This is a genomic window from Paenibacillus sp. AR247 (assembly GCF_002968895.1).
In the GTDB taxonomy this organism is placed as follows: domain Bacteria; phylum Bacillota; class Bacilli; order Paenibacillales; family Paenibacillaceae; genus Paenibacillus_AQ; species Paenibacillus_AQ favisporus.
On sequence record NZ_PCZT01000009.1, the window covers coordinates 1 to 1,797 of the forward strand.

Annotated in this window: 1 protein-coding gene; it reads right to left on the reverse strand. The window is 53.1% G+C overall.

Annotation, left to right across the window (positions count from 1 at the left end; genetic code table 11):
- Positions 1–237: 237 nt before the first annotated feature.
- Entirely contained in the window at positions 238–1,419 is a 1,182-nt protein-coding gene (locus CPT76_RS07750; protein WP_105442499.1) for an MGDG synthase family glycosyltransferase, read from the reverse strand.
- Between the last annotated feature and the right edge of the window lie 378 nt (positions 1,420–1,797).

Genomic DNA, 1,797 nt, shown 5'->3' on the forward strand with positions numbered 1-1,797 from the left:
GAAAGTATAGGATTCGGAGCTTCTGCTTCCTGATCTCGCAAGAAAAACTTCAGCTAAACGCGGTCTGTCTTCTTTGAAGTTACGTCGATAGACGTTTTTCTTAAGAGATCAGAAAAGTATAAGTTTCGGAGCTTCTGCTTCCTGATCTCGCAAGAAAAACTTCAGCTAAACGCGGTCTGTCTTCATTGAAGGTACGTCGATAGACGTTTTTCTTATGATCGTAAGCACGGATCAGCGTTACATGCTGGCCCAGAGACTGCGCCGCAGCTCCGCCGGTCTTGAACCGGCCGTGCGTGCGTTCAGCAGTTCTACGAGCTCCTCCGCGCACCGCTCCGGCCGGTAAACCTCGCGTGGAGCGGAATGGTACGGGCTCATGCGGAAGCCGTGCGGTGTGGCAGCGGTACCGCCGGTGCTGATGGCATGCAGCCACCGGTCCAGGACAAGCGGGCTCAGGACTTCACCATAGCCGCCGCTGACAAAATATTCGCAGTTTTTCTCCTCTTGGCCCGGAATGGACTCACAGAACAGCATGGGCAGCCCTTTGGCCATCGCTTCGGTGCAGGTCATCCCACCCGGCTTTGTAATGAGCAGGTCGGAGGCATCCATCCATTTGCTGACTTCCTTCGTCTGCCCGATCACAACGATATTCGGATGCGAGAATGCGGGTGAGCTCTTTAACTTGGATAGCAGCTTCTGGTTATTCCCGACACAGAACACGAGCTGTACGCGGTCCTTCCATTGGGCGAGCTGGTAGAACAGCTCCTTGTTTGCGACCAATCCCCAGCCGCCGCCCATAATGAAGACCGTCGGCATGTTTTTCAGCTTCAGCTTCCGCCTTACCGCCGCTTTATCTTCCTTCGTCCAAAACGTCGGATGGACCGGGATGCCGGTTACGTTCACGCTGTTTGGATGAACCCCGCGTTTCAACAAAATCCGGCGGACGGATTCCGTCGATACGAGGAACTGGTCCACCTGACGGTTCATCCAGGAGCCGTGTGCGTCGTAATCGGTAATGACCGTGCAGAGCGGAACGTCCAGTCCGGAAGCCTTCAGCCGACCGATGATTGCGCTGGGGATCGGATGGGTGCAGACGATGAGGTCGGGTCTCAGCTGACGGATCACATCAGCCGTATGATTGTAGAACAATTTATGGAGCGCCAAAGCGGTCAGACGCTTCAGCGGTTTGTCATGCTGTTTTCGATAAAGCATGCCGACAAGGCCTGGATTGGTGCTTACCGTGAGACGGTAGGCCGACAAGATCCATGGAGCTACGGTAGGATTCAGAAAAGAGCCAAGCTCGATCACCTTGGTATGGACATTGGGTTGAATTTCCTTCATGCCAGCAGCCAGCGCATAACCCGCCTGGGTATGACCGCTGCCGAATCCCTCGGATAATATGAGTACACGCTTCTTTTGCACGATTGTTCACCTTCTACCTAGATTAATTTCGGGCTTCGCTAGAGAGCGGCCCTCGTTTCTATAAAAAAGTTTGCTTATGTTATAAGTGGGTAAGCTTATGTAATGAACCTGCTATAGTAACAGTGTATGCTTTCATGCGTTCAAACAAAACGGCCCGTGGACCAGTCTCAAACTGGACTTAAGTCGGGGGGCGCTGCTCACGATCCACTTCACTGCCGTTGACCGGTGACATCATATTCGTTAGACGCTTGAGAGTCACGGCAGCCCTGCAAATGGATTATAGAAACTGGATTCATAGGTTCGTGATCAAGTTCGGCCAGCATGCATTGAGAAGGGTGCAGAAGGGGAAAAAGGTCGGTCCTGCGGGTTACGCCTCCG